This window comes from Kitasatospora sp. NPDC057223, assembly GCF_042669755.1.
Classification (GTDB): Bacteria; Actinomycetota; Actinomycetes; order Streptomycetales; family Streptomycetaceae; genus Kitasatospora.
The window spans coordinates 1-17,119 of the sequence record NZ_JBHUWW010000165.1; the positions used below are offsets into that span (position 1 = coordinate 1).

Below are 17,119 nucleotides of genomic sequence, written 5' to 3' on the forward strand. Positions count from 1 at the left end.
CGCCTGGTCGTGGTCCTCGGACACGACTCCTGCGGTGCCGTCGCCGCGGCCCGCGCCGCCGTACAGGACGGCCTGTCGGCACCCGGATACGTCCGGGACGTCGTCGAGCGCGTCACCCCGAGCATCCTGGCCGCCCGCGCCGCCGGCCTGGACAAGGACAGCGACCTCATCGACAGCCACATACGGCACACCGTGGATCTCCTGCTGGACCGCTCCCGCGTACTTGCCGATCAGGTCGCCTCCGGCCACGCCGCCGTGGTCGGCCTTGCCTACCAACTCGCCGAGGGCAGCGCCCGACTCGTCACCGCCCGCGGCATCCCCACCACAGAATCGGCTGCCGCGACCACCGGATGACACGCTCCACCGCCGACCGACGCACCACAACGGGAGGCCGGACGAACGGCACGGCGCGCCGACCCCCGCGTCGAGTCCGGCAGGATCACTGGGCTGCGGGAAGCCGCAACGGCCGTACGCCGTGGCGAGCTCGTGTTACGTCGCTGACGCCGTCTAAGGCGTCAGCGACGCCTTCAACCCCGAGGCCGTGGCGTCCTGTTGGCCAGTCGTCGCCGCGGAGAGCGCTCGCACGTTGCGCGCAGTCCCAAAAGGACCGGAATGTGCGCCCGGTGGGCCATCGACGTCGCCCTCGTCATCGCAGGTTCGGACGATCCGCTACTTCGGCTTCTTTCCGTGTCCGCCGTCGTTCTTGCGGCCCTTTTCCTTCTGTGTGTTGTCGTCCGTGCGGTTGGGGGATGGCCGCGCGGGCCCGGGGGAGGCCGGAGGAGCGGCCGGCCGCCCGACGGCCTCGACGGACGGTGCCACTGCGGGAGACGGAGGCGAGCTGGGCGGGTCCTGTACCGGCGCGGGGACGGGATCGTCTGCCGGTGGTGCGGAGGGCGTCGTGGCCGGGCGCGGCGCGGGCTGCGGGGCGTCACCGAAGGCCGTACTTCCTGCCACGCCTGCGAGCACCAGCGTGGATGCCGCGATCAGTACGGCGGTCCGGGTGGCTGCGGCGTGGGCCTTCTTCCGGGGTTGTGGGCTTGGCCGCGCCGTCGCCGGTTCGGGGGTGACGAGCAGCTGGGCGCAGGTTGCTGCTGTCGGGCGGTGTTCGGGGGCCATGCTGGTCATCTGGAGGAGGGTGGTTGCCAGGGCCACGGGTAGGTGGGGTGGGATGGTGGGCGGGCGGTGGAGCCGGGCGGCGGCGGCTTCGATGGGGGTTCCGGTGTATTCGCGGTTCCCGGTCAGGCATTCGATGAGGAGCAGGCCCAGGGCGTAGACGTCGGTGGACGCCTGTGCTCCCTGGCCGCGGACTTGTTCGGGGGCGAGGTAGGCGGGGGTGCCGACGATCAGGCCGGTGCGGGTGAGTTCCTCGTCGCCTGGTTCGGGTTGCCGGTCCAGGAGCCGGGCGGCGCCGAAGTCCGCCAGCCGTGGGCGGCCGGTGGCGTCGAGGAGGACGTTGGACGGCTTCACGTCCCGGTGGACGACACCGTGGGCGTGGACGAAGGCCAGGGTCTTTGCCAGGTCGTGTCCGAGTCGCCGGACGTCGGCGGCCGGCAGCGGCGCGGTCCGCACTTCCGCTGCCAACGTGGGGCCCTCCACGAGTTCCAGGACCAGGTAGGGCCGCTCCGCCGCGGTGCCGTAGTCGTACACCTCCACCAGGCCCGGGTGACGCAGTCGGGCCAGCACCCGCGCCTCGGTGCCGAAGCGCCGGGCGGTGTCCGCGGTCGAGCCGGGGCGCAAGACTTTGAGGGCGACCTCGCGGTTCAGTCGTTCGTCCACAGCCCGCAGCACGTCGGCTCCGCCGCCGTGGCCCAGAACAGAGCTCACCCGGTACCGGCCCGCGAACAGTGCTTTCCCGATGGTGTTCTCTGCCGTCACGGCCATGCCGGTCTCCGATGCTGAACGTCGCGCTGGATCCTCGCGCCGCCGGGGCGCGCCCGGCCGCCTACCCTGCGATCGCGAACGAACACGGGGAAGTCCGGCGGGCGGCGAGCGGCCGGTCTGAGGGAGGCAGGCAGGACGCGAGCCGCACCGGCTCCAGAGGCAGACCATCCGGGGCCTGTGGGGAGAGCCAGACCGCGGATCGCGCAGCCGCGCGTGTCGGCAACGGCCAGGAGCTGTCCGGCCGATCACGACGATCCCTCGGAACGGTCCCGTACCGCTGGCCCCGTACCCGGTGACCTGCGTCGGGGCCGTGGTCTTGCGCGGCGGATGCCCGAACCTGCCGGGGAGGGACTGCGGACGCACGGCGCGCAGTGCGTCCGCAGATCTGACGTACGCTCACCCGGAACGCACGACCGTGCGGTGATGGGGGCTGAGGATGATGGGGAACCTGAGAGAGGTGAAGGTCGGCCGGTAACTCTGCGTGCTGGCTCTCCTGCTGCTGTCGGTCGAGGGGGTCGGCTTTGCCGCGACGCTTCGGTCAGGCGCACCGGTCGGGCTGCAGGCCCTGCATCAGCCGCTCGCCCTCCTCCCGGCCAGTGCCGCCGTCTTCCTCCTGGCGGTCCTGAAGGGCACTCTGCCGGGAGAGCGGGGGATCTTCTGGCTGGCCCTGGCAGCGGTGGTAGTCGTCCTGGCCTTCAGTTTGCCTCTCCTGTCCTCGACTCCCGACGAGACCGAACGTCACGCCGCGCCGGGCCGTGCCGACCGCGTGCTGGTGCTGGAGGATTACCGAGACTTCGAGTATTCGTACGTGCAGATCTACGTCGAGCAGGGCAGTGGCCCCACCGCCCGCCGATGGTATGCCGGTGGCGTAAGCCTTGACGACCTGGCCGGTGTGGGCTGGGACGGTCCGGACCGGATCAAGGTGACGCATGCCCCCACTGAGAAGAAGCGGGAGGTCCAGCTGGTCGAGCTGGCGCCAGACGGTGCCCCTCGGACCAGGGCGAAGTAGGACCGATGGGTATCGATGGCCGCCCGACACCGAACCCGATCCGAACTGACGACAGTCAGATGATCGGCCGGACAGCTCTTAACCGTCGAGCTGCCCTTGCATCGCCTCATGGGCCGCGAGTTCCTCGGGAGTACCGAGAAAGGCCGGCCCGCAGCCGACCGGAAGGCGCTCCAAGACCATGGCGATGGCTTGCTCGGCCTTCTCCGCAGGCCGCACGGTCTGCGAACGGAGAGGACCTGATACCCAGTAGCTGCCTCCGGCTGCGGGCTGGATGTAGGGGATGTCCCACGTCCATCGTTGTTCGGTGCAACGGCTGAAGTGCAGCTCGCCCATGCCGGTCCAGGGGAACAGCTGCCGCAGGCGCGGTGCGGCGTGAGCGGCTTCCAACAGCTCCAGGCGCACGCGTCCGTCAGCGCGTACCTCTGCCGGCCTGCCTCGACAGCGTCATCACTTGGTGGCCTCAGTGTCATTGGGACATCATGACCGGCACCCCTCGCTTGCTGGGTGGGGGCGACGCTTGCTCGTCGGGGTTTGTTGCCCTTCTTGTGGTGGCCGGGCCGGGCGTATGCCTCGCCGGTGGCCAGGACTCTGCCCACCTCGTAGCGGGCAACGAGCCGCTGGTTCTTCGACCCTGGAGGTCGGCCTGGTCCGGGGCGGGTGGGTTTCGGTGCACGGGCTGGTGAAGGTGATCTGCCCGTCGGTGTCGCCGGCCGCGGACACGGGCGGCCTGGGCTGTTGGCGTGAGCGGGCTTGGAGGGTCCAGGGTATCTCCATGTCCGAACGCCGCGACCGCCGCCGTCTCCACGCCCGGGCCCGAGCTCTCGGGGTGCCCATCGAGCAGGTCGACCGCCGGGCTTCCCCTCGCCGGTCCGGGCCGGCGACAGTGGAGGCCGTGTGGCCGCGCACCGAACTGCCGGACCGGGACGAGCCCCCTGCCGCCGCCGTCCGGGCGACGCCTTCGGCGCCGGTGGCCTGCTGCAGGCCCTTGTACGACCGGCAGATCACCGACGGCGGGACCGTGGTCGTGCTGACCCGCCATGTGTCCGGCTGCCCGATCTGGTCCGCCCGCTGACCGCCAAGCCCGGACCGTCTACGCGATTCCCGCCACCCGCTGTGCTTCGAGCAGGGCTTGGGCCGTCTCCGGCGTCGGATCCTCCGTCACTCGGGCCGCCGCGGCCTCACCGCGCCGGGGCTGCCACTGCGGCACCGGTGGCAACCGTCGCGGAGCGTCCGCTGGAGTTCCGTCGTCTCCACGACCCGCCCGCTCCAGTCGGTCCGGGGAAGTTCACGCGATCCCATCCCCGGTCTCAGCTCTCCGCGCCGGCGGTGGTGTCGATGCCGGCGGTGGAGAAGCTCAGCCCGCCGGTGACAGCAGGCGCCGCTTGAACGGCACACATCGGGGCTGGACCGTGATGGTGCCGAGTACAACGGCCGAGGATGGGAGCTCGGGTCAGTGCCGGCCGAGACCTTGACTGTCGAGATAGTCGACCAGCGCGGCCTCCTTCCGGAGCAGCCGGTTCCGGTCATCGCCAGGTAGCGAGGCAAGGGCGTCGACCAGGACGCGCTTGCGAGGAACGTAGACCATGTTGCCCGAGTAGATCCGACATCCCGAACACCAGACGAACCCGATGCAACGCTCGAAGCTGGAGGACTCGGGCGGATGAAAGCGGTACTGGTAGGAGCGGACAGGCTCGTGGCACGCGAGGCAGATCCAACGGTCATCGTCGCGTACGAACCAGCCGATTCCCCTCTTGCGCCAGGACTTCCGGCCAGCCGGTGCTCTTCAAGTTGCCATGCGCTCAGTCTGCCTTGGGGCTGCGCTCAAGGGACCACCGATTGGTCTGGCTGCCGAGGGCCCGGCCATGGTCCTGACGGCCAGCGGCGCAGGTTGCGCAGAGCACTCCCGGCCCGGTCGCCGTACGCCACTGGCCGGGAGTGTGCTCGCGGGGGCCGCACGGGCGGTGGAGGGCCGTTCCGTCCGCCGCGACCCCGTGCACCCGCCACGTACCGGCGCCCTCCGGAGAGGCGCAGCCGCACACGGTGCCTGCACGGGCGGTGCGGGTACTGGCCGGGTGCTGGGACTTTCCCTGGACCGCCCGGCCGCGCGGGCGCGGTGTCGGTCTGTGCGGCTGCAGAGCGGGCATGCGCCTACACCTCGGTGTCCGGCTGGAAGTGGCGGCTCGTGCGCAGTTCCTCGCGCCGCCGGGCTGTGCCAATGCAGGCCACGAAGAGCCTCCAGTCGGGTTGGAGTTGGGGGCGGGGGCATCCGGCGAGGGTGGGCGCGGGCGGAGCAGGGGGTGGGGTGTCGGTGGGTGGTTGGGTGGTGGTGGGGCCGTGGTGGGCGGTGCGGCAGTCCGGGCAGCGGCAGCCGCCTTTCCAGGCGCCTTCGGTGCCGTGGGCGAGGTCGGGGTTGCGCCCTGTGGGGAGTGCGGCGTCGATGTCGCGGTGCCAGGTCTCGTCCCGGCGGCGTCGGGCCAGCGCCAGGCCGGGGCTGGCCAGGCCCAACACCTCTGCGAAGGCGGCGGCCTGGGCGAAGGTGAGGCCCTGGCGGAGGGCCTGGAGGTAGGCCTCGCGGGTGGCCTCGGGGAAGGCCGCGTCGGCGGTCTGTCGTCGGCGGTCACGCGTCTCGATGTTGTGCGCCGCCCGTGCCTCGGGGGCTCGGACGCCGTAGCGCCAGAGCGTGTCGGGCGCGAGGTCGTCGCCGCGTCGCGCTCCCTGCCGTTCGGTGGTTCGGGGGTTTGGCCATCACTGTTCCCCGTTCGGTCGGCGGGCCGCTCGCTGCGAGGGGTGCTCATCGCCTTCTCCGGGTCCGTTCCGGCGCGCAGGCGGGCGCGCAGGGCGGCCTCGGCGGGCAGGCAGCGCGGGTCGGCCGCCCACCCGGCGATGGTCTTCGTCTCCCCCCATGCGGTGAGGGTGGTCGCGGGACGGCCTGCCGGCCGGCCGGTGGAGGTGGAAGCACGCGGAAGCCGAGCACCAGCCGGGCCGCTGAGGAACCGAACCGGGAACGGAAGACCAGCGGTCGAGGTGGCGCGATGTCACGGCTGTCCGCCGAGCCCGAGCTTCTTCACCCCGAACGGGGAGAAGATCATGTGGGCAGCCCAGCCGTGGTGGATGAGAGCGATCTGGGAGGGCACTGGTGTCACCGGGTAGATGGCCTTGCCCCGCGACCAGTTCGCGAGCAGGCCCTCGGTGGTGTCGACGGCGGAGACGACCATCGTCACCTGGAGCTTTCCGTCGCCCCATGTGTTCCACAGGGCCCACCCCTCGGGCCGGGCCTCGACCCCGAGGCGGGCGCACGCCTCCTCATAGGTCTCCTCCATGCCGTCCGGCAGCGCCCCGGGACGCAGAATCACCACGCCCGCGAGCTTCAGCTCGGGGCGTTCCGTCTCATCGTCGAGGCAGCCGTCCCCTGGAAAGTGGTAGTGGCGAAGCTCCCGGGCCAGCGCGTTCACCGCCCGCTGCAAGCGCGTCGCGTCCTCTGCTTCGGGCTCATACGAGAGCCAGCCCTCGGTCAAGGCGGCATCCGCGACCATGTTGGCGAGCCGTTCTATCTCTCGCAGGTGGTCGAGTTCGGAGAGTTCAGGTCGCGTCATGGCGGCCACTCTCGCAGCGGCGCACGGCCGGGGCATCCGAGTTTCCGTGCACCTCGGGCACGAAACCGGGCCCTCGCCGGCCGGGCCTGTCAGGGGCCGGCCCGAGAGGACCAGGACCGCCGAGCTACCGAGGAACCGTCATTCGACAGCAGCTGCCATGCCGACGTGGACCGAGGTCACCCGTTCGGGGTGGCTCTGGAACTCGTTGCCGATCATGAAGACACCGGACCACGCACTCGGTTCGTGATCACGAACCGGCTCCCGAACTGGCTGTCCCAGTGGCTCTCATTCGACCTGTCGAAAACACTCGCGGTTCGTTCACCCCTGAACAAGCCTTCACATGGGGTCCCCCGTGAAGGTTCGTTCACCCCGAACGAACCGCCCACCGGTGGGTAGAAGCAGGGTGTGAGCGAGACTCCGTACGGCTTCGACGCCGCCAAGCTCCGCGCCGCCCGATCCGCCGCCGGAACCTCGGTCGCCCGGATCTCCAGGGCGGCCGGGGTGAGCGAACGCGCGGTCAGCCTCTACCTTGCCGGCACCCGCACGCCGCCCCGGAAGTGCTGCCGCGGCTAGCGAAGGCCGTCGGCACCACTCCGGACGCGCTCTGCACCGTCGAGCACGAGACGCTGGCGCACCTGCGGATCTTCACCGGCCGCTCCCGAGCCGCCATGGCCACCGAGCTCGACATGGCCGAGGAGACCTACCGGCAGCTGGAGACCACCGGTCAGCGAGGCCGGCTCGCCCGCAGCCTATACAGCGAGGACCGGTGGATCACCTGGCAGGAGTGGGCGCCGCCGAAGTTCGGCGTCGCCGCCGACCGCCTCGCCGCCGCTGAACAGCACACCCAGGAACAGCACCGAGCCGAACGCGAACAGCGATGGCAGCGCCTACGTCGAGCCGACCCTGACCGCGCCGCCCACATCGAGGAGCTGGGTCGTGCGGGACGAGCCCTGCGGGGGCAGTGATCGGGCCGGTGAACCTGGTCTCCTCCAATATCCCCGACAGTGCCAGGCTCTAATGTGCCCAGCCCTCACGGCCCAGCCGGCGAGCCTCCGTCCTCATGACGTCGAGCGCGGCCCGGGCCCCGTCCACAGCCGCCTGGAATGCCTGCGTTGTCTCCGGGCCCAGCGACGAAGAGGGTGCGATGTCCGCGCCGTTCAGGTAGTCGTCGACCACGGCGACGAACCGCGTCCAGGCGTTCCGGTAGAGCCCCATGCACCGGCTGAGCTCGTTGCCGCAATCCGCCCACGCCGCCGGTGCCATCGTCCCTTTGGTACCAGCCAGGAGGTGGTTCATCTCTGCGTAGACAGCGATCAGCTGCCCGGTCAGAGCCTTCCGGTGAGCGCCGGCGTGACTGTGGGCCAGTACCTCGATGAACTCCTGATATGGGCTGGCGTAGCTGTCCATCACTTGGCTCACTCCTTGCACCGACGTCCTCCCACGCTCGCAGCCACAGCGGGCCGCTCCGGTGAGCCCCAGAGCGCCATCACAGACCGTCGCATGAATCAGAGTCTTCCAGGCCAGCGGGCGATCGGATGGGGCGCTCCCCTCAGATGTGATTACGGCGCACCGTGGGCCGGGCGGGCGGAGCCTGTTCTCCGCGCAGGGCGAGGGCTGCGGTGCGGGCGCGCTCCAGCCAGTCGGTCACCTGGCGCAGCGTGGCCGGGTCGAGGTGGTGGGTGAGGTCGCGGACGGCCTGGCGGTCGGCTTCGCTGAGGAGGTGGAGGCCGGCGCGGTCGAGGGCGGTGTAGAGGGGCTGGGCGGCGGGGCCGGAGAGGGTGCGGTGGGCGCTGTCGGTGCGCTGCATCTCCAGGTACTCGGCCGCGGCCGCGAGGGCGGCGACGTCGCTGCGGTGGCGCTCCGCGCGCAGTGCGTGCTGGAGGGTGGTGTCGTGGTCGGGGTCGTAACGCTCCGCCCGGGTTTCGGCGGTGTGGTCGTGCACGCGCTGCCACTCGTCGAGGACGGCGGCCGCGGTGGCGACGGCGCTCTCGTCTCCGGCGTCGGCGTACCGGTCGGCGATGCGCTCGTCGTTACGCGCGGCGGCCAGGGCCTGCTGGATGGTTTCCAGGCTCGTCCCGGCGGCCCGGCGGCCCGGCGGCGGACCTTGCTGCGGACGTCGCCGAGCAGCGGGTGCTCCTGGTCGCCGTCGTCCTCGCCCTGGGCCTGGTCGGCGGGGTGCCTGGCCAGACGCCGCGTCGATGTCCTGTTCGCCATGCTCCACGACGGCACCCTCTATGAATCCCCGCCCGCGGCCGCGGCATGAACCTGCCTCTTGTCCGCCGGCTGCTGCCGTGATCCGCTCTGCCCATGGGCACCGAGAACTCCGAGCACATGAAAACCATCGACCGATGGCTCGCCGGCGAGGTGGTCAACGACACCGTCGGCATCAAGGTCGTCGGCGGCCCGTTCGACGGCCGAACCAAGATCGTTCACCTCGGTCAGGACGGGACGCCGCCCGCCCTCATTCGCGCATCCGGCGGTCCGGCCGGCCCGACTCGGCATGCCTACGAAGTGGTCCGCTCCACCGACGTCCGGGCCGGTTGGATCTACGCCTACACCGGACGTGAGCCTGCCACCGAAAGCTGAGACACAGCCTCGAACCGCTTGACCAAACACATAGGGGCCCCCAGGGAGCCCCGGCACGCCGGCGACCCCGGGCTGACCAGCAAGACATCTCATGTCGCTGGCGGTCAACTCGGCGGTGGTGGCGTCATCTCCAGCCCTTGCAGTCGGTGGACTCTGAGCCCGCAGCCGGCATGTCTGAACCGCCCGGTAGCATCGCCGAGCGTTGCGAAGGGGAGTCCGGAGGGGATCGAACATGCAGGTCGCGGGTGTTGACTTTCGGGTGAATCATCCGATTCTGGCGCTGGGATCGACCGATTGGTTGCCGGTGTTGGACTTGCGGGACGAAGCCGCGGTCGGGTGTGACACCCACGTGGCAGTCCGGGTTCAGGCTCAGGTTCGGCTGGTCAGGGTCCGGCTCTTCTCCGAGCCGTTCGACGAGGGGCCTGGACCGGATCCTTCCTTCACGACTGTCTTCGAGGGGTCGATCTCGTTGGCCGACGGGCGGCTGGTCATCGGTGATGTCATGGGTGTGACGCGCTTCGTGAGTCTCGTCGGTGGAGCGGGCAGGCGGCGGATCCGGGTCGCCGTTGACGAGCCCGGCTGGAACGCGGCTGCAGTCGACATTTCCGTCGGCGCGCGGCTCTAGGCGGCGAGTGCAATGGTCTGGGCGAAGGCCCGTTCGGAGTCGTAGAGCGTGCGGTTCTGCAGGCAGTGGTAGAGGCAGCCGAGGAGCTTGTTGAACAGGTTCCGCAAGGCTGAGGTGTGCCGCTCGCCGCCGGCGCGTCGGGCGTCGTAGTGCTCTCGGGGTTCGTTCGAGCGCAGGGCGGCGAAGGCCCACATGTAGCCGGCGGAGGCCAGCCTCTGGTTCTTGACGGCTCTGGCGACCACGACGCGGCTGCGGCCGGAGGCCCGGGTCACCGGTGCGGCGCCGGCGTATGCCTTCAGAGCCCGGGCATCGGCGAAGCGGTCCCGGTCGTCACCGATCTCGGCGAGGACGCGGGCTCCGGACGTGACGGACAGCCCGGGGAAACTGGTGATGATCTCCGCGTCGGGATGGGAGAGGAACGTCTCCTCGGTGGCCGCGGCAAGGTCGTCGACGCTCCGGCAAGTGGCGTCGAGTTGCTGGATGAGGGCCTGGGCCTGCTTGCCCATGGCCTGCTCGACCGTCGGCAGGTGGTGCAGGCACTCCCTGCGGAAGATCTCCCGGAGCCGTTCGACCTCCATGTCGGTCACACGCCGGAGCCGTCCGGCGCGGTTGAGCAGAGCACGCAGTTGGCTGCGGGTGAGTCGGGCCGCTGCCGCCGGGGTGGGTGCCGCGGCCAGGACCGCCCGGGCGTGCTTGGAGTCGAGGCCCAGCGCGCCGGAGCCGTGGAACGCCTGGAGAGCGGCCGGGTAGTACTCGCGCAGGTGGGAGCGGAGTCTGTTGACCATCTGGGTCTTGTCCCAGACCGCGTCCTGGTGGGCTCGGGCCAGCACGGCGACGGCCTGGACGAGTTCACTGTCGATGGGAAGAGGCCGGTGGGCGGCCATGTCGGTGCGGAGGATGTTGGCCAGGACGCGGGCGTCGGCGGCGTCCGACTTGGCCCGGGAGATGCTGCTGCGGTCGCGGTAGCGCGCGGCGGCCAGTGGGTTGATCGCGTAGACGTTGCGCCCGGTGGCCCGCAGACCGGCCACCAGGAGACCGCGCGGAGTCTCGATCGCCACCGGTATGGGCTCCTCGGGACTGTCGCCGTGACGGGCCAGCAGTTCCAGCAGGGCATTGAAGCCGGCGCTGTCGTCGCTGATCCTCAGCTTGGCCAGTTGGGTGCCGTCCTGGTCGACCAGCGCGATGTCGTGGTGGTTCTCGGCCCAGTCGATACCGCAAAAAATCTTGTTCAACCTCGTTCTCCTGTTTGCGCGTTGCGTCAGTGCTGGTCGGCTCCGTGCGGAGCACGCGGCGCTCTAATAGAAGTGCTCGGGGCACGCCATCTCATGAGCCGTTCGTGTCTCCAGCGACCGGCAGGGACCTCGGTCTGTTGGAGAGCTCCGGGCTCGCGAACTTCTGAGAGGTCGGCCCCTGCCGGCGGGCTGAGGACATGAAAACCTGGCTTGGTGCGGAGCCACCGGGCGGGGCGCGGTCTTGCTGAAGGGATCGCGTCCCCGGATCCACCTTGGGCCTCCGCCCGGTGGCGTGGCGAGGAGGAGCCGGTCTGACCCGAGGGATCACAGTCCCGGAACGGGGGCAGGCTTCCACCTCACACAGCGGGCCCTTGCACTTCCGTGCTCGAGCTCACCGCTGAGCTATTAGATCTACCTCGCCTGCGAGGGCGGTCGCCGTCCGCTGGCCCTGCTCGTCACACCCGGCCAGACCGGTGATTCCACCCAGTTCGAGGCCGTCATGGAGCGGATCAAGGTCCCGCGTCCCAGTGGCGGCCGACCGCGAACACGACCCGACCACGTCCCGGTCTTCGCCGCCCGAGAGCGCGGCGAGGACCGAGCTGCACGCAACCGCCTCATGGAACCTGCTGGTCGCCTTCGCCCAAATTTGGCACGACCACCCAGAATTCCCCGCCGGCGCCGCCAGAGAGACCTTCGAGTTTGACTCTGAGTCTCCCCTCTCGATGGCAGAGCACCGCGCCCAGTTCACCACGACCCTGGCGTCCTGACGGACGCCGGGCCGACCCGCGGCCGTCTCATTCAATCCAGTCCCCGCCGGTCAACGCGATCCGGCCCGACTAGCTTCGTTGCGACAGGTCGGCCGCGAGTGTCCTGCGCCAAGCGATCTTGACCAATTGACAGGTGATCTTGGCTGGTGGCCGCGGCTGTATCAGTGCAGGGGCGAGGGGTGAGCCTGGTGGACGTAGGCGTACGCCCACCGGAGGGGAGTCATATGATCTTCCCGACGTACCGGGCTTCTGTCTCGGCGGTCCAGCCGCGTTGAAGAGGAGTGCCGTTGCCGGCAGTACGCAAGTCCAGTAGGAATACCGCCGCCCAGGTGAGCGCGATGCTGCTGGCCGTCATCGGAATCGGCCTATGGACGATGGCCGACCGGACCGAGCAGGACCTGCCGTCGGCCGCATGCTCCGCACCCCAGCCTGCGGACCCGCCCAACTACGCCGCGCTGTGCGCCGCCCTCAACCGCCCCGATCTGCCGGCCTTGCTCGGCATGCCGCAGGGCCAGGTTTCGGCCGCGGGGCCGGCTCCGCTAGCCTTCGGCCCCGACGCCGTGGCGGAGGTGCACGTGGGCCTGAGCGTCGTTGCCCTGACGGACAGCTCCGTCACCGTCGAGGACATCGCGGACATGCCCGAATTCCATCCCCGGCCCACCACCGTGCTCGGCCATGGCGCCCTGACCTACACCACCAGCACCGTGACCCTCGGGGCAGGCGGCAGCCCACAAACCCTCTTCGTGCATGACCTCCCCGGTGCCACGCCCTCGCCGGCCGACGAGGACGACAGGACCAGCCCCGGCTCAGGCGCCCCGGTCCGGCACCTCGTCGTCGCGCAGGACCCCAAAGCCCCAGGCGGCCGGGCCTTCGAGATCGCCATCTTCCGCACCAACGGCGATCCCGTCGACAACGCGCTCCTGCACCAGGTCGCCGAAGCCGTGATGCCCACCCTCCCGCGCTGGGTCGCCGCACCATCGGACCCGTCAGGTTCGGCCTCCGCCGCATCGCGGTGAACACCGGTTTCCGGGCGTCGGCAAATGACCATCGCGTTGCAGATGCGCCATCGCGCCACCGTTGCCCCACCACCGACCGGCGGTCAAGAACACCTGTCAATCGGTCAAGGGCGCCTGTCAGAGTGACCCGTCTCATCGGAGTTTGACGAGTCTCATCGAAGGTTGACCGCCCAGCTCAGCCCCGGTGCACAATGCCGCTGGCGCTCCGAGCATGATGGGCCCGGTGGAGAGCGCGGTTGAGAAGGTCAAGGTCTGGTTCCGGTTCGTCCCGCGTGAGGGCTGGTTCCCGCAGGACATCGAGGGTCTGTGGGCGGCAAGGCTCAGCGCCGACACGGCCGTGATCGAGAACGTACCGTTCTTGCAGGACGGTGTGGCCGAGGGGGATGTCGTGCGGTTCCGGACCGGCCCGGACGGGCTGCACTGGGCTGCCGGGAGGGTCAGTTCGGCCGGCAACTGCACAGTTCGCGTCCTGCCCATCCCCTCCGGGCCGCTGGGCCGCAGCCCTCAGGCGGTGCACCAACGCCTGGCCGTCTTCCACCTCGGCGGCGAGGTCATGAGCGCGGACTTCCCCATGGTGGCCTTCAACGTCCCGGCCGACGCGGACTTCGCCGGGATCAAGGCGCTCCTGAACCAGGGACAGGACGAAGGCTGGTGGCACTACGAGGTGGGCTGCGGCACAGATGAGTGGTGGAACGCCTAGCCTCCTCGGAACTCGACGTCAGCATCCATGCCGACCTGATCAGCCCCCGGGTCGAGGTGGTGAGCATGAGCCCGCCGCCGAACGCCGGCTCACCACCCACAGCACGGACCAGAGCCACCAGCACCTCCTGCGCCCGCCAGTCGGGAGCGATCCGGCGCGGGCCGTACACGTCGTCGCCCCGTACCCGCACAAGGACCGGGCAGCCGCCCGGCCACGGCCCGCACCCGCCCGGCCAGGCAACAGCCCTGCGCCAGCGGCTGCACGGCCGGCGCCGCAGCAGCCCAGAACAACCGGCCCCGACCAGCGGCTCCTGACGACCGGGCCCGCCACCGGACAGCAGCCCGACGCCGGACCGGACCAAGCGGCCCCGACGGCCAGGCGGACGGCAGGCGGCGGGCGGCGGGCGGCGGGCGGCGGGGAGCACCACGGCCCCCTGTCGTGTCCGGCACGGACAGCGGCTCGCGCAGCAACACGGCCACCGGCGACAACAAGGTCGCCCACCCGGCGAGCATGACAACGAGGCACAGCAGGAACCGCGAGGCGCCGGGCAAGATCCCGGCCGGTCTTGCACCATGGCCTCCATGGACTCAAAGACCCTGCTGGGCCTTGCCGGAATCGGCGGGACCCTCCTCGGAACCGTCTTCGGTGCCGCGGGCACCTTACGGGTAGCCCGGATCAACGCCCAGGCTCAGGCCAACCTCGCCAGCCGGGCAGCCTGGCGCCAGGTCTACACCGCGTTCTGCGCCACGATGCTGGCTCACACCGCCCGCACCAGCGCCGCGCAGGAACTCCTCGACGCCCAGAGCGCCGACCCCCAGGCCCTGAGAAGAGCCGGCAGTGAACTGGCGGCCGGGCGCGACACCGTCCGCACGGCCGCCGCGGCAGTCACCGTCGAAGGGCCGCCCCTCGTCTCCGCCCAGGCCCAGACCGCCAGCAGCCTCGTCCGTCTCCAGGACCTCCTCCTCCAGTCGATGATCAACACCCGCCTGGCCGGACACCCGCTCACCGGCGAGACCCGGGCCGAAGCCACCACCGCACAGAACGCCGTCAACCAGGTCATCGACAGCTTCACCGAGCACTGCCAGCTCCTCCTTCACCCACAGACCGCCACACGCCGCGCCCGACGCAAGATCCGTCTCCTCCACCGCGCCAGACCATGACAACCACCCCGACAGACCCAGACCGCGGCCAGGACGGCCGGGAACCGCAGGACAAGCCCAGGAAACGCTGTCGCACCGTCCTGTCGCGTCCGGCCCGGCACCGGGAACGGACGCACGGTGACGGCCGCTGTCCGGGCCCGGACAGCGGCCTGACGGCCGTAGTGATCGTCAAGGCGTTCGCCGACGTGCCGCAGAGCGCCACCGTGGTGGCGCAGTGGATGACGTGAGGACGCACCACCCGACAGCGCAACCGAACGAGCGGCCAAACCGGTCCGGCAGGCGACAAACGCACTTCCCCTCCCTCGGGTGCGGGTGCTCCCGGGCCTCTACAGACCGAGCCCGACCCCGCCGTCGCCCTTGTAGTCCGAACCCCCGCCGCCCGAACCGTCCGCGTCGTCGAAGAACGGCGCGCCCGCGCAGAACACCGCCGCCAGGTACAGCGGCATGGCGATGAAGTAGGCCCAGACATAGCGATGATGAGCGACCTGGACCATCAACAACGTGGCGATCCCAGCCAACACCAGCCCCAGCACGACACCGACGACACGTCTGACCACGTCCGCCCCCACCCTTCACCAGCCACGGGCCCACCGGCCGCTCCCCCACCGATACCCGCCCGACACCCCCGGCACCGCAGCAGTTGAGTACCACCCCGCCCCCCGAACGCCCCGGGAACAACCTCACAAGCACCCCCACAACCGCGCCAACCGACCGAACCGGGAGCCCCGAGAAGGCCGGCCGGCTCTCTCTCGGGGAGGAGCGGGTGGAGTGCCTGCGGCCGGCTTCACCGGGCGGGTAGGACGGGGTTGTGACGGATGCCGGGGACCGGGTGACGGTCGATGCGATCTGGCGGGCGGCGGATCTGACGCGGGCGTACCTCGCCCGGGAGCGGGCCGTGGTGGAGGGGATCCTCGCCGGAGTGGACGGCGGGGTGCTGGACGGGGTGCTGGCCTGGTGGTCCTCGACCACGACGATCTCTTCGCCGAGACTGGTGAAACTTCGCTTCGACGGGTCAACAGCAGCTGACCTCTGACAGGCGATCTTGACCGATTGACAGGTGACCCTGACCGCCATCAGAGCCCCTGTCGAGGCCCCTCAGGGCGAGAACCCGATGTCCTTGAACAGGCGCAGAACCTTGCGCCAGCGAGGAGCGGTGGCGCGCCAGTGCTCCTCGGCTTCCACGCTGGCGCGGGTGACGACCAGGTCTCTGCCCGTGGTGCGGACGAGGTCGATCCGGTGGGTGTTGTGCGTCAGCCCGTTGAGATGAACCGGCCCGATCCCGAGGTAGGACGCGGCCTCCTCCTGGATCATCCACTCCCCTCCAGCGGGAAGGTCGCAGCAGGAGAACGGTATCCGCGGAAGGTCATCGGTCCAGGTCACGCAGGCATTCTCGCCGACGCCGATACCTGGCCTCCCACCGCTTCCGCGTCCCAATCAAGATCAGGTGGCAGGAACCCACTGGCCGTCAAGATCGCCTGGCAATCGGTCACGATCGCCTATCAGAGGACAGCAGCCCGCCGCGAGGCCGTGTCCCAAGCCTGTCCCAGGCCCCAACCGAAAACACTCCCACCTGGCGAAACAGCCTGGGACTTTCCCAGCAAAACCGGGCAAACCAGACAGGCTGGGACAGCCCTGGGACAGGCCCGTCCCAGGGCTGTGCCAGCCCGGGACGCCACGGGGCGTCGTCGTCGGGCCGTGTCCGAGCGGGCCGAGGTGTCGTTGGGCCGGGTGATTGATCTTGCCCGGGGCGGGGCGCGCGGGCGCCTGCACGGGCCCGACCGAAGGGAACGATGATGGTGAAGCTGGGTGTTCGGCGGGCGTTGATGACGTCAGCCGTGATCGGCCTGCTCCTGAGTGCGGCGGCCGTGCCGCCCGCCGTGGCGGCATCCGCCACCCGCGACGCGCAGCCGGTGACCAAGCCGTGCCCGGGCAGCGACCAGTACTACCCGGACAGCGACCCCTCGAAGTTCTGGGAGTGCAGCAACGGCATCGCCTACCGCTTCGACTGCCCCGCCGGCTTGCACTGGGACACCAACCTGCTCACCTGCAACTACCCCGAGCAGGCGGGTCGTCAGGCAGACCCTACCCAGACACGCAGCACGCAACGGTCGGTCGCATCGGACTCGACGGGAACACAGACGCTGGAGACCAAGCACATCCAGGGACAGGTCATCACACACACCATCATCAAACCCCTGCGCGCAGAATGAGCGGCCCGTCGGCGCTCTCGGCGGCCGACTGGCACGGCTGCCCGGCCGGCCAGTCGGACAACCGCTGGTACTGCTTCTACGAGGACTCGAACGGGGGCGGGCGCCGACTGCAGTGGATCGACCCCCACTGCAGCAGCCCGATCTCCATCGGTGACTACGGCTTCCGCGACAAGGCCTCCGGCTGGTCCAACACCACCCAGAACCCCGGCCTGAACGTCCCGGTCCAGGACGACGTGGGCGCCGGGGACTGGCGCACCCTGTGGTCGGAGAACCCCGTCACCCAGGTCGCCTACGTCGGTGACGGCCAGAACGACCGCGCGGACCGCTTCTGGTCCTGCCC

Annotated in this window: 22 protein-coding genes and 2 pseudogenes; 15 read left to right on the forward strand and 9 right to left on the reverse strand. The window is 70.3% G+C overall.

Annotation, left to right across the window (positions count from 1 at the left end):
- Both ACFUK0_RS35580 and ACFUK0_RS35585 read left to right on the forward strand, forming a co-directional pair.
- Nucleotides 1-354, forward strand: a 354-nt coding sequence (locus ACFUK0_RS35580; protein ID WP_380257351.1) for a carbonic anhydrase, incomplete at its 5' end; no start/stop codon positions are given.
- A 48-nt stretch (nt 355-402) separates the two neighbouring features.
- Nucleotides 403-492: pseudogene (locus tag ACFUK0_RS35585) on the forward strand (threonylcarbamoyl-AMP synthase); the annotation flags it as partial.
- A gap of 177 nt (nt 493-669) precedes the next feature.
- Here the strand turns inward: ACFUK0_RS35585 and ACFUK0_RS35590 are convergent.
- Nucleotides 670-1,881 carry a serine/threonine-protein kinase gene (locus ACFUK0_RS35590; protein WP_380257353.1) on the reverse strand — a complete coding sequence of 404 codons (1,212 nt, stop codon included), beginning with the start codon at nt 1,879-1,881 and terminating at the stop codon, nt 670-672.
- Between the two features lie 481 nt (nt 1,882-2,362).
- On the opposite strand from ACFUK0_RS35590, the gene ACFUK0_RS35595 reads away from it, so the two are divergent.
- A complete protein-coding gene (locus ACFUK0_RS35595; protein WP_380257355.1) occupies nt 2,363-2,890 on the forward strand; it encodes a hypothetical protein in 528 nt (175 codons plus the stop codon).
- A gap of 78 nt (nt 2,891-2,968) precedes the next feature.
- On the opposite strand, the gene ACFUK0_RS35600 is transcribed toward ACFUK0_RS35595, so the two are convergent.
- On the reverse strand, nt 2,969-3,292 hold the full coding sequence (locus tag ACFUK0_RS35600) for a DUF6193 family natural product biosynthesis protein (protein WP_380257357.1): 324 nt from the start codon (nt 3,290-3,292) through the stop codon (nt 2,969-2,971).
- Between the two features lie 490 nt (nt 3,293-3,782).
- Between ACFUK0_RS35600 and ACFUK0_RS35605 the strand changes: the two genes are divergently transcribed.
- The gene (locus tag ACFUK0_RS35605; protein ID WP_380257359.1) at nt 3,783-3,962 is read left to right on the forward strand and encodes a hypothetical protein; all 180 of its coding nucleotides are present in this window, start codon (nt 3,783-3,785) and stop codon (nt 3,960-3,962) included.
- A 1,076-nt stretch (nt 3,963-5,038) separates the two neighbouring features.
- On the opposite strand, the gene ACFUK0_RS35610 is transcribed toward ACFUK0_RS35605, so the two are convergent.
- Both ACFUK0_RS35610 and ACFUK0_RS35615 read right to left on the reverse strand, forming a co-directional pair.
- Nucleotides 5,039-5,395, reverse strand: a complete 357-nt coding sequence (locus ACFUK0_RS35610) for a hypothetical protein (RefSeq protein WP_380257361.1) — start codon at nt 5,393-5,395, stop codon at nt 5,039-5,041.
- Nucleotides 5,396-5,925: 530 nt separating this feature from the next.
- Nucleotides 5,926-6,483 (reverse strand): hypothetical protein, encoded by a 558-nt coding sequence (locus ACFUK0_RS35615; protein WP_380257363.1) that lies wholly within the window; start codon nt 6,481-6,483, stop codon nt 5,926-5,928.
- Nucleotides 6,484-6,888: 405 nt separating this feature from the next.
- Between ACFUK0_RS35615 and ACFUK0_RS35620 the strand changes: the two genes are divergently transcribed.
- Both ACFUK0_RS35620 and ACFUK0_RS35625 read left to right on the forward strand, forming a co-directional pair.
- Nucleotides 6,889-7,056 carry a helix-turn-helix domain-containing protein gene (locus tag ACFUK0_RS35620; protein ID WP_380257365.1) on the forward strand — a complete coding sequence of 56 codons (168 nt, stop codon included), beginning with the start codon at nt 6,889-6,891 and terminating at the stop codon, nt 7,054-7,056.
- The gene (locus ACFUK0_RS35625; protein ID WP_380257367.1) at nt 7,041-7,448 is read left to right on the forward strand and encodes a hypothetical protein; all 408 of its coding nucleotides are present in this window, start codon (nt 7,041-7,043) and stop codon (nt 7,446-7,448) included. The genes ACFUK0_RS35620 and ACFUK0_RS35625 overlap by 16 nt, the downstream gene beginning before the upstream one ends.
- A gap of 49 nt (nt 7,449-7,497) precedes the next feature.
- On the opposite strand, the gene ACFUK0_RS35630 is transcribed toward ACFUK0_RS35625, so the two are convergent.
- A complete protein-coding gene (locus ACFUK0_RS35630; protein ID WP_380257369.1) occupies nt 7,498-7,890 on the reverse strand; it encodes a hypothetical protein in 393 nt (130 codons plus the stop codon).
- 142 nt (nt 7,891-8,032) lie between these two features.
- Complete coding sequence (locus ACFUK0_RS35635; RefSeq protein WP_380257371.1) at nt 8,033-8,704, reverse strand: hypothetical protein; 672 nt, start codon at nt 8,702-8,704, stop codon at nt 8,033-8,035.
- A gap of 86 nt (nt 8,705-8,790) precedes the next feature.
- Here ACFUK0_RS35635 and ACFUK0_RS35640 point away from each other — a divergent pair, with 86 nt between their 5' ends.
- Both ACFUK0_RS35640 and ACFUK0_RS35645 read left to right on the forward strand, forming a co-directional pair.
- A complete protein-coding gene (locus ACFUK0_RS35640; RefSeq protein WP_380257373.1) occupies nt 8,791-9,069 on the forward strand; it encodes a hypothetical protein in 279 nt (92 codons plus the stop codon).
- Nucleotides 9,070-9,301: 232 nt separating this feature from the next.
- The gene (locus ACFUK0_RS35645) at nt 9,302-9,694 is read left to right on the forward strand and encodes a hypothetical protein (RefSeq protein WP_380257375.1); all 393 of its coding nucleotides are present in this window, start codon (nt 9,302-9,304) and stop codon (nt 9,692-9,694) included.
- Here ACFUK0_RS35645 and ACFUK0_RS35650 read toward each other — a convergent pair.
- Nucleotides 9,691-10,926 (reverse strand): IS110 family transposase, encoded by a 1,236-nt coding sequence (locus tag ACFUK0_RS35650; RefSeq protein ID WP_380257377.1) that lies wholly within the window; start codon nt 10,924-10,926, stop codon nt 9,691-9,693. The two genes, ACFUK0_RS35645 and ACFUK0_RS35650, sit on opposite strands and share 4 nt — an antisense overlap.
- A gap of 1,048 nt (nt 10,927-11,974) precedes the next feature.
- Between ACFUK0_RS35650 and ACFUK0_RS35655 the strand changes: the two genes are divergently transcribed.
- The 4 genes from ACFUK0_RS35655 (at nt 11,975) to ACFUK0_RS35670 (ending at nt 14,796) form a co-directional block, all read left to right on the forward strand.
- On the forward strand, nt 11,975-12,709 hold the full coding sequence (locus ACFUK0_RS35655; protein ID WP_380257379.1) for a DUF6215 domain-containing protein: 735 nt from the start codon (nt 11,975-11,977) through the stop codon (nt 12,707-12,709).
- Between the two features lie 214 nt (nt 12,710-12,923).
- Nucleotides 12,924-13,409 carry a DUF4265 domain-containing protein gene (locus ACFUK0_RS35660; protein ID WP_380257393.1) on the forward strand — a complete coding sequence of 162 codons (486 nt, stop codon included), beginning with the start codon at nt 12,924-12,926 and terminating at the stop codon, nt 13,407-13,409.
- A gap of 581 nt (nt 13,410-13,990) precedes the next feature.
- Complete coding sequence (locus tag ACFUK0_RS35665) at nt 13,991-14,569, forward strand: hypothetical protein (protein WP_380257381.1); 579 nt, start codon at nt 13,991-13,993, stop codon at nt 14,567-14,569.
- A complete protein-coding gene (locus ACFUK0_RS35670) occupies nt 14,566-14,796 on the forward strand; it encodes a hypothetical protein (protein WP_380257383.1) in 231 nt (76 codons plus the stop codon). The genes ACFUK0_RS35665 and ACFUK0_RS35670 overlap by 4 nt, the downstream gene beginning before the upstream one ends.
- 99 nt (nt 14,797-14,895) lie before the next feature.
- Here the strand turns inward: ACFUK0_RS35670 and ACFUK0_RS35675 are convergent, their stop codons facing one another.
- Nucleotides 14,896-15,126: a hypothetical protein gene (locus ACFUK0_RS35675; protein ID WP_380257385.1), complete on the reverse strand. Its 231-nt coding sequence runs from the start codon at nt 15,124-15,126 to the stop codon at nt 14,896-14,898.
- Nucleotides 15,127-15,377: 251 nt separating this feature from the next.
- On the opposite strand from ACFUK0_RS35675, the gene ACFUK0_RS35680 reads away from it, so the two are divergent.
- The gene (locus tag ACFUK0_RS35680) at nt 15,378-15,602 is read left to right on the forward strand and encodes a hypothetical protein (protein WP_380257387.1); all 225 of its coding nucleotides are present in this window, start codon (nt 15,378-15,380) and stop codon (nt 15,600-15,602) included.
- 62 nt (nt 15,603-15,664) lie between these two features.
- Here ACFUK0_RS35680 and ACFUK0_RS35685 read toward each other — a convergent pair whose 3' ends face one another.
- A complete protein-coding gene (locus ACFUK0_RS35685; RefSeq protein WP_380257389.1) occupies nt 15,665-15,949 on the reverse strand; it encodes a hypothetical protein in 285 nt (94 codons plus the stop codon).
- Nucleotides 15,950-16,359: 410 nt separating this feature from the next.
- Here ACFUK0_RS35685 and ACFUK0_RS35690 point away from each other — a divergent pair, with 410 nt between their 5' ends.
- Together ACFUK0_RS35690 and ACFUK0_RS35695 are read left to right on the forward strand one after the other, a co-directional pair.
- Nucleotides 16,360-16,779 carry a carbohydrate-binding module family 14 protein gene (locus ACFUK0_RS35690; RefSeq protein ID WP_380257391.1) on the forward strand — a complete coding sequence of 140 codons (420 nt, stop codon included), beginning with the start codon at nt 16,360-16,362 and terminating at the stop codon, nt 16,777-16,779.
- A pseudogene (locus ACFUK0_RS35695) lies at nt 16,776-17,119 on the forward strand (hypothetical protein); the annotation flags it as partial. The gene ACFUK0_RS35690 and the pseudogene ACFUK0_RS35695, both read left to right, overlap by 4 nt.